We start from the raw sequence: 6,628 nt of genomic DNA, 5'->3' as shown, positions 1-6,628 counted from the left end.
TGCTCATCCGCAGAACCGCAAGGTATTGCTACGCTTGAGACACTTTTGAATCGGGCTCTTATGGCAGAGCATAAGCAATCACCTCGTCGCCGATCGGCGTTTCCATAAAGTGATGGCCGCCGGGTGCAATGACGAGGTACTGTTTGCCGCCTACCATGTAGGTCATCGGCGTCGCCTGCCCTCCCGCTGGAAGCACGTCCTTCCACAGCACTTTGCCCGTCTTGAGGTCTATGGCGCGGATCAGGTTATCGGTCGCCGCGGCCACGAAGATCACGCCGCCCGCCGTCACGACAGAGCCCCCGTTGTTGGGCGTGCCGATGGTCCAGGGCAGCATCGAGGGAATGCCGAAAGGACCGTTGGTACGGGCCTCACCCAGCGGCTTGTCCCAGATCGTCCGGCCGGTGGCCATGTCGATTGCGCGAATGCCGCCATAGGGAGGCTGCTTGCACAGCATTCCGGTGAGGGGCAAACGCCAGCCGGCATTCACGTCGATGGCATAGGGCGTGTGGGCTTGCGGGTCGCCGGCGCCTTCGGCACCGCCGATATCGCCCCGAGCCTGGTCGCGCGGCGCCCAGCCCTTCTTGTCGGCCTCGGCGCGGGGCACCAGGCGAACGTAGTTGGGCATGTCGTTGTAGTTGGCGACGATCACGCCGCGGCGCGGATCGACGGCGATGCCGCCCCAATCAGTGCCGCCGTTGTAGCCCGGGTATTCGATCGAGCGGCGATCGCTTTCCGGCGGTGTGAAGAAACCCTTGTAGCTCGCTTTGCGGAACTGGATGCGGCAGATCATCTGGTCGATCGGCGACATCCCCCACATGTCCCGTTCGGTAAGCTGGGGCTTGCGCAAGGTATGCCACAGCGAGACGCGCTGCGTGGCCGCACGCTGCTGCGGCTCGACTCCGCCGCCGGGAGCCTTGATCGTGCCGACCGGGGTGAGGGGCCGACCCGTGCGGCGGTCCAGCACATAAATGTCGCCCTGCTTGGAAGGCAACACCAGCGCGGGCGTGCCCTTGAAGTCCACCAATGTGGCCTGCGCGCCGAAATCGTAGTCCCATACGTCGTCGCGAACGGCCTGGAACTTCCAGCGCGGCTTGCCGGTCGTCACGTCTAGCGCCACCAGCGATGTTGCGAACTCGCGCTCCTGCGGGCGGCGCAGGCTGGAGTAGTAGTCTGCCGCCGCATTGCCCATGGGCAGGTAGACGAGGCCGAGCTGCTCGTCGCCGCTGGCGATCGTCCACATGTTGGGGGTGCCGCGCGCCCAGGTCTGGCCCGGCGGGGGATAGCCGTTCCAATCCGGGTGCATCATGTCCCAGGCCCAGCGCAGCTTGCCGGTGACGGCGTCATAGCCCCGGATCACGCCGGAAGGGGCCCAGCGGTCCTGACCGTCCAGCACCTGGTGCCCGGTGACGACGACGCCCCGCACGATGGTGGGCGGCGAGTTGATTGAAACGTAGCCCGGCGGGGTGTCGCCCATGCCGATCTTGGTATCGACCTCGCCGTTCCTCCCGAAGGCGGCGCAGCGCGCACCGGTGCGGGCATCGAGCGCAAAGAGGCGGGCGTCTAGCGTGCCGTAGACGATCCGCTGAGCGCAGGGTTGATCGACCGGGGCGCCGGGCACCGCGAAGTAGGTGACGCCTCGGCATGCAGCGGTGTATGGTATGGCCTCGTCGGACACTTTAGGGTCGAACTTCCAGCGCTGCTTGCCTGTCGCCGGGTCGAGCGCGAGGACGATGTTCTTCGGCGTGCAGACGTAGAGCATGTTCCCGATTTTCAGCGGGGTGTTCTCACCGCCGTAGGTCTTGGCGATCTTGTCTGACGACGGCATGTCGCCGGTGTGTGTGACCCAGATACGCTTGAGGTTCTTCACGTTGTCGGCGGTGATCTGTCCAAGAGGCGAGAAACGGCGGGCGGCATCCGTGCCGCCGTAAGCCGGCCAATCGTTGCCCGCCGACATCAGCGACGGATCGCCCATGTCGAAGCGCAGTTCAGGAAGTTGTGATACGGAGCCGGTGTCGGCCATACGGGCAAAGATCAGCCCGGTGACGCCCGTCAGGATGACCGCCGCAGCGCTGGCGCCAAGGCCCAGCTTCCAGCGATGTGACCGTGCGGAAAGTGTCGGCATCACCAGGAAAGTGGCCACCAGCAGCACCAAAGGCGCGATCACGCGCGGCACCAGAGCCCAGTTGTTGGTGCCTGCTTCGGCAAGCGCCCAGATGACGGTCAGCACGAAAATGGCACAATACAGCCAGCCACCCAGGATATTGCGCCGGATCAGCAACGCGCCCGAGGCTAACAGCGCGATACCGGCGAGAACATAATAGGCCGAGCCGCCGAGTACCGCGAGGTATATACCTCCCATCGTCAGGACCAAGCCGATCAGGGCGATGATGCCCCCAAGGATGAGAGGCGGCAAAGCACCTGCCTTGTTCTGCATCCTGAGGGAAACCATCCATCACACTCCAGCAATATAAAGGTTTAGAACGGGAATGGCGTACATCCTGGAATGTTCCGAGCATCGAACCATTTTCGTCCACGCTTTTTGAAATGCAGGGCGACAGGATCGGAGGCAGATTTAACATCTGTCCAAAGCATCCCGAAGAAGCATCTGTTTGCCGAACGTGAAGCGGAACGCACGCTCGCCGCGGCTGACCGCCAGGCTGATCCTCACCACCGCTTCAGCCGCTACCGGCGACGGGTTCTTTTCGAGGATGTCAGTGAACTTGCGCCGCGCGTGCGCCCAGCAACCGACCTCCGTCACCCCGCGCGGTGCCTTGGTCTTGGGGTCATGATACAGCGCGTTATAACCGGCATAGCCGTCCGCTTGAAGGTATCCGCGGTAACCGGCAAGGTGGGCTGCGGGATGCTTGCCGCCGCGCCCGGTCGTGAAGCGGAACGCCACAGCAGGCGGGCTCATATCCCCGCTTGAACGGCAGTCGCGCAGATAGACCCAGAAGTAGGCGGTGTGGCTACCGTCTTCGCCCTGCAGCAAGGTCACGGGCGTTTCATCGCCGTGTATCTTCGGAGCCTCCAGGATGTAGGAGAGCAACCGTTCGCCGAGCGGCGCCATCAGCCAGGCCAGCTTGCGCGACCAGCGGCCCATCACGTCACGATCAATTTCCACGCCTTGACGGCGCAGGATGACCGACTGGCGATGCCAAGGCTGATGATCGACGAAGCGGCTGACGACGAGATGCGCGAGTAGTGCGCTGCTTGCCATCACCTTGGGCAATGGCAGATCGATGGCCGGCGCCTGGCGGATTGTTTCGCAGGACCGGCAGGCGACGCGAGGGCGAACATGACGCAAGACGCGGAAGCAGGCTGGCACGTAATCCAGCACTTCCGTGACATCTTCGCAGATCACGGTCTCGTTACCCCCGCAGTCGCAGGGCTCGGGAAGATGCTGCGTCGTCTGGCGCGGGATATGTGCGGGGATCGGCGCCCTGGTTCCAGCCTTGCGCGTCGGTTTCGCCTTCGACGCCGCAGGGGCGTCATCATTGGCCGGCTCCGGGGCATCGACCTCTTCGAACATCAGGCGCAGCTGCGCGATGTCCATTTTCTCGGAGCTGCGACCGAACTGGACGCGCAGCAGCCTGGCCAGACGGTGCTCGAGCTTTTCGATCGTCAGTCCTTGAGCTTTGACGGTCTGCTTTGCCGCCCCCAGTTCGGCCCGCTCCAGCTCCATGACCTCAGCCATCTCCCGCAGCATTTTCTGCAGGAGAACAGGGTCTGTGGGAAGGCGATCAAGGTCGAACCGCATGCCCCGAACTATAGCGCAAGCCGCGATCCCATCCTACCTAAAACGGCAGTTTCCTGCGGTTTATCGCTCAAGCGAGCGTCGGAACGGATACCTCGCCGTGAACAATCGCCTGCCGCCAATCCAGCCCCTCGATCAGCATCGCCAATTGCGCAGCCGAGAGCCGGGCGGCTGCTCCATCCTGGGTTCTGGGCCACACGAACTTTCCCCGCTCGAGACGTTTTGCATAAAGACAAAGCCCCGATCCGTCCCAGACCAGCGCCTTCAACCTATCGCCTCTTTTCCCGCGGAAGAGGAAAACAGCGCCGGAGAAAGGATCGAGCTGGAGGATATTGCGCACCTGCGCCGACAGGCCATCGAAGCCTTTTCGCATGTCGCACGGCGCCAGCGACAGATAGATCTTCGCCGACGGCGGTAGCGACAGGCTCAACGTTCAAGCTCCCCGACAACCTCGAGCGCCAATCTCAACGCCTCTCGGTCAACCAGCCTGTCGATCGAAACCGTAAAGTCGCCGCGCCGGATCTCGATCCGGCCGGCGTCAGATGGCATGGCCAGCGGTTCGGCAGGCGCCAACTCAACCGGCACGAACCCCGCCATAGCACCGCGGAGCAATTGCTTGCGCCAGGTGTAAAGTTGACCCGTTCCGATCCCGTACCGACGCGCCACCACCGCCATGATGGCGCCGGGCTGCGTCGTCTCCTTCAGGATCGCCAGCTTCTCTTCGTCGCTCCAATGCCGGCGACGTTCCACCCGTACGACCGCTCCGCCATCTCGGCGAGCACTCATACGAGGCTCTTTTGACTGCTCGATATCCACTCGCAAGGCCTCCATCTGCCCTGCGAAATTCACGCCGATCCCAATCCGCACAAGGCCGGGTTCCGTCGGCGCTTACGTCGAAGTTATCCGCTCTCTCATTGATGAGATTCTCATGACTCCTGTTGACGGCGAATTGCTTATCGACATGCGTGGTGATCTCGCTGCAATTCTGACCACTGCCCTTGAAAAAGAAAGGGTTGGCCGAAAACGTAGCCGTCAAGCTGGCTTGAGGGGGGATCAAGGATTTCTGATTTGAGATGGTTGCGAAGGCTGGCTTCCCCTGTTGGTACAACTTTGGATCCCGGAGTTAACCGACGGTGGTTGCGGCGGCACGCAACCATTACAAATTGCGCTCCGTCCGATACGATATACTGCCGCATTCAGAACATCGCGCGCACACCGAGGACCGCCGAAACGTCGGACACACCCTCGCCAGCAGCCCGCGCAAAATACGCCGTTCCGCCGAGCTTGCGCTCCCAATTGATGCCCACATATGGCGCCAGCGATCGGTTAAGCTCGTAGCAAAGGCGCTCTCCCAGCCAGTCAGCCCAACCCTCGCACACTTCGTCAAGGCAGGCCCAATCGAGCGGGCGGTGCCAGCGCATCAGATGAAGCAGACTTTCGGCATCTAAAAGCTGCTGGTCAGGAAGCTGCGTTCACCGCACTCCATGCGAGCGCCTATTTCGAGTGCCCCTCAGATGACCTCGAAATATTCGCGATGCTTCCCGGTCCGTCACATGCCGGTTAAACCGTTTGATCTCGAATTCGAAGAGTTCAGAACCTGTAATCGCAGATTGAGGCGGTATTATCCAACCAGATGATCGAATGACTTCGCAAAATTCGGCCGTTGATTAAACGACCAACACCCAATCCACCCTGCGAGAGGTTTGAACTACCGCTCTACGCTCTCGCATATCGTGAATTGCGTCCGCTTGGCTCCTAGGGCCATGCCTGATCTAAAGTCGCGACTAGCCCGCATAATTCATCCGCGATCTTTGCCAAGCGTACCCGCGACGGAAACCCTTCTACACCATATTCCGCATGTTTGGTGTCAGCCCCACGCCAGCCGCGGCGAATTTCGGCTAGCTCCATGGCGATATCGCCAACGTGCCAGAAATCTTCGCTGGCCGGGGCGGCGCTGGCAGCGGCTACAAATTCTTGTTCAGTCTGCCCAGGCTTAGACCAAGGCCGAGCCTTCGATAGTGATGCGATGCATCTCGCGCCGGTGACCATGATAGTCGTTGTAGGCGTAATGCCACGTCGCGCGATTATCCCAGAAGGCGATTGAGCCGTCGCGCCAGTGGAAGTCTTCCTGGAATTCTGGGCGCTTGCAGTGCTCATATACCTCAGCCAGCAGATCCTGTGATTCTTCCTCGGCAAGCCCAAGGATACGAACCGTAAAGCTAGGATTGACGTACACTGCTCGCTTGCCACTAAGCGGATGGATGATCACCACGGGGTGAACAGGATCGTCCAGCACGTCCGCCGCGGCGGAATTGCCGATGCGACCGTCGCTCCGGGAATCCTGCGCAGCCTCATAGACGCCGGCCTTGCTGCCGAACACATGCCTGGCGGAATGGACGGCGCGGCGCCCTTCGATGCGTTCCTTCAGCCTTGCGGACAGGCCGTTATAGGCGGCGTACATCGATGCGAAAGCGGTGGCTCCGCCTTCGGGAGGCAGTTCGCGCGCGGCGAGGATGGAGCCCAGCGCAGGCTCGAAATCGTAGGAATGGTCGGTATGCCAGCCGCCGCCGATGTTGTGCTGCTGGTCGGGCTCCTTCACCACCAGCGCAATCTCCGGATAGGCAGGATGGGGCGCGAAGAACCGATTGATGTTGATCGGCCCCCACCGCCGCGCGAAGGCGATGTGCTGGTCTTCGGTGAACGACTGGTCGCGGAAAAACACCACTCCGTGTTCGGCGAAGGCGTTACGAACCTCCGCGAAGTCCTCGTCGGAGATGGTGCACGAAAGGTCGATACCGAGAATTTCGGCGCCGACGCGGCCATGCTGGCGGATTTCGAGTGTCATGCCGAGACCTCTGTATTTCCTGAGAGCGT

7 protein-coding genes are annotated in these 6,628 nt (G+C 61.8%); 1 reads left to right on the top strand and 6 read right to left on the bottom strand.

From position 1 onward, the window contains the following. Positions 1-58 precede the first annotated feature (58 nt). From NTCA1_RS12335 to NTCA1_RS12320, 4 genes are all read right to left on the bottom strand, one after another. Positions 59-2,449 (bottom strand): membrane-bound PQQ-dependent dehydrogenase, glucose/quinate/shikimate family, encoded by a 2,391-nt coding sequence (locus tag NTCA1_RS12335; RefSeq protein WP_236549278.1) that lies wholly within the window; start codon positions 2,447-2,449, stop codon positions 59-61. 123 nt (positions 2,450-2,572) lie between these two features. Further along, complete coding sequence (locus tag NTCA1_RS12330; RefSeq protein ID WP_159830738.1) at positions 2,573-3,757, bottom strand: IS66 family transposase; 1,185 nt, start codon at positions 3,755-3,757, stop codon at positions 2,573-2,575. Positions 3,758-3,824: 67 nt separating this feature from the next. Further along, positions 3,825-4,184, bottom strand: a complete 360-nt coding sequence (tnpB, locus tag NTCA1_RS12325) for an IS66 family insertion sequence element accessory protein TnpB (RefSeq protein ID WP_159830737.1) — start codon at positions 4,182-4,184, stop codon at positions 3,825-3,827. Next, on the bottom strand, positions 4,181-4,570 hold the full coding sequence (locus NTCA1_RS12320; protein WP_159830736.1) for a transposase: 390 nt from the start codon (positions 4,568-4,570) through the stop codon (positions 4,181-4,183). The genes tnpB and NTCA1_RS12320 overlap by 4 nt, the downstream gene beginning before the upstream one ends. A gap of 112 nt (positions 4,571-4,682) precedes the next feature. On the opposite strand from NTCA1_RS12320, the gene NTCA1_RS12315 reads away from it, so the two are divergent. Continuing rightward, entirely contained in the window at positions 4,683-4,826 is a 144-nt protein-coding gene (locus NTCA1_RS12315) for a hypothetical protein (protein ID WP_159830735.1), read from the top strand. 124 nt (positions 4,827-4,950) lie between these two features. Here NTCA1_RS12315 and NTCA1_RS12310 read toward each other — a convergent pair whose 3' ends face one another. Both NTCA1_RS12310 and NTCA1_RS12305 read right to left on the bottom strand, forming a co-directional pair. Further along, the gene (locus NTCA1_RS12310) at positions 4,951-5,175 is read right to left on the bottom strand and encodes a copper resistance protein B (protein ID WP_159830734.1); all 225 of its coding nucleotides are present in this window, start codon (positions 5,173-5,175) and stop codon (positions 4,951-4,953) included. Between the two features lie 572 nt (positions 5,176-5,747). Continuing rightward, positions 5,748-6,599 carry a TauD/TfdA family dioxygenase gene (locus NTCA1_RS12305; protein ID WP_159830733.1) on the bottom strand — a complete coding sequence of 284 codons (852 nt, stop codon included), beginning with the start codon at positions 6,597-6,599 and terminating at the stop codon, positions 5,748-5,750. Positions 6,600-6,628 lie beyond the last annotated feature (29 nt).

It is taken from the genome of Novosphingobium sp. TCA1, assembly GCF_009811895.1.
Taxonomy (GTDB): domain Bacteria; phylum Pseudomonadota; class Alphaproteobacteria; order Sphingomonadales; family Sphingomonadaceae; genus Novosphingobium; species Novosphingobium panipatense_A.
The sequence above is the reverse complement of the archived record's forward strand: the minus strand, read 5'-3'. Positions and strand labels throughout refer to the sequence as shown.

Bases quoted from the DNA above. Each gene is read 5' to 3' on its own strand.
- NTCA1_RS12335 (WP_236549278.1), bottom strand. From the start codon at position 2,449: ATGGTTTCCCTCAGGATGCAGAACAAGGCAGGTGCTTTGCCGCCTCTC.
- NTCA1_RS12330 (WP_159830738.1), bottom strand. From the start codon at position 3,757: ATGCGGTTCGACCTTGATCGCCTTCCCACAGACCCTGTTCTCCTGCAG.
- NTCA1_RS12315 (WP_159830735.1), top strand. From the start codon at position 4,683: ATGACTCCTGTTGACGGCGAATTGCTTATCGACATGCGTGGTGATCTC.
- NTCA1_RS12310 (WP_159830734.1), bottom strand. From the start codon at position 5,175: ATGCGCTGGCACCGCCCGCTCGATTGGGCCTGCCTTGACGAAGTGTGC.
- NTCA1_RS12305 (WP_159830733.1), bottom strand. From the start codon at position 6,599: ATGACACTCGAAATCCGCCAGCATGGCCGCGTCGGCGCCGAAATTCTC.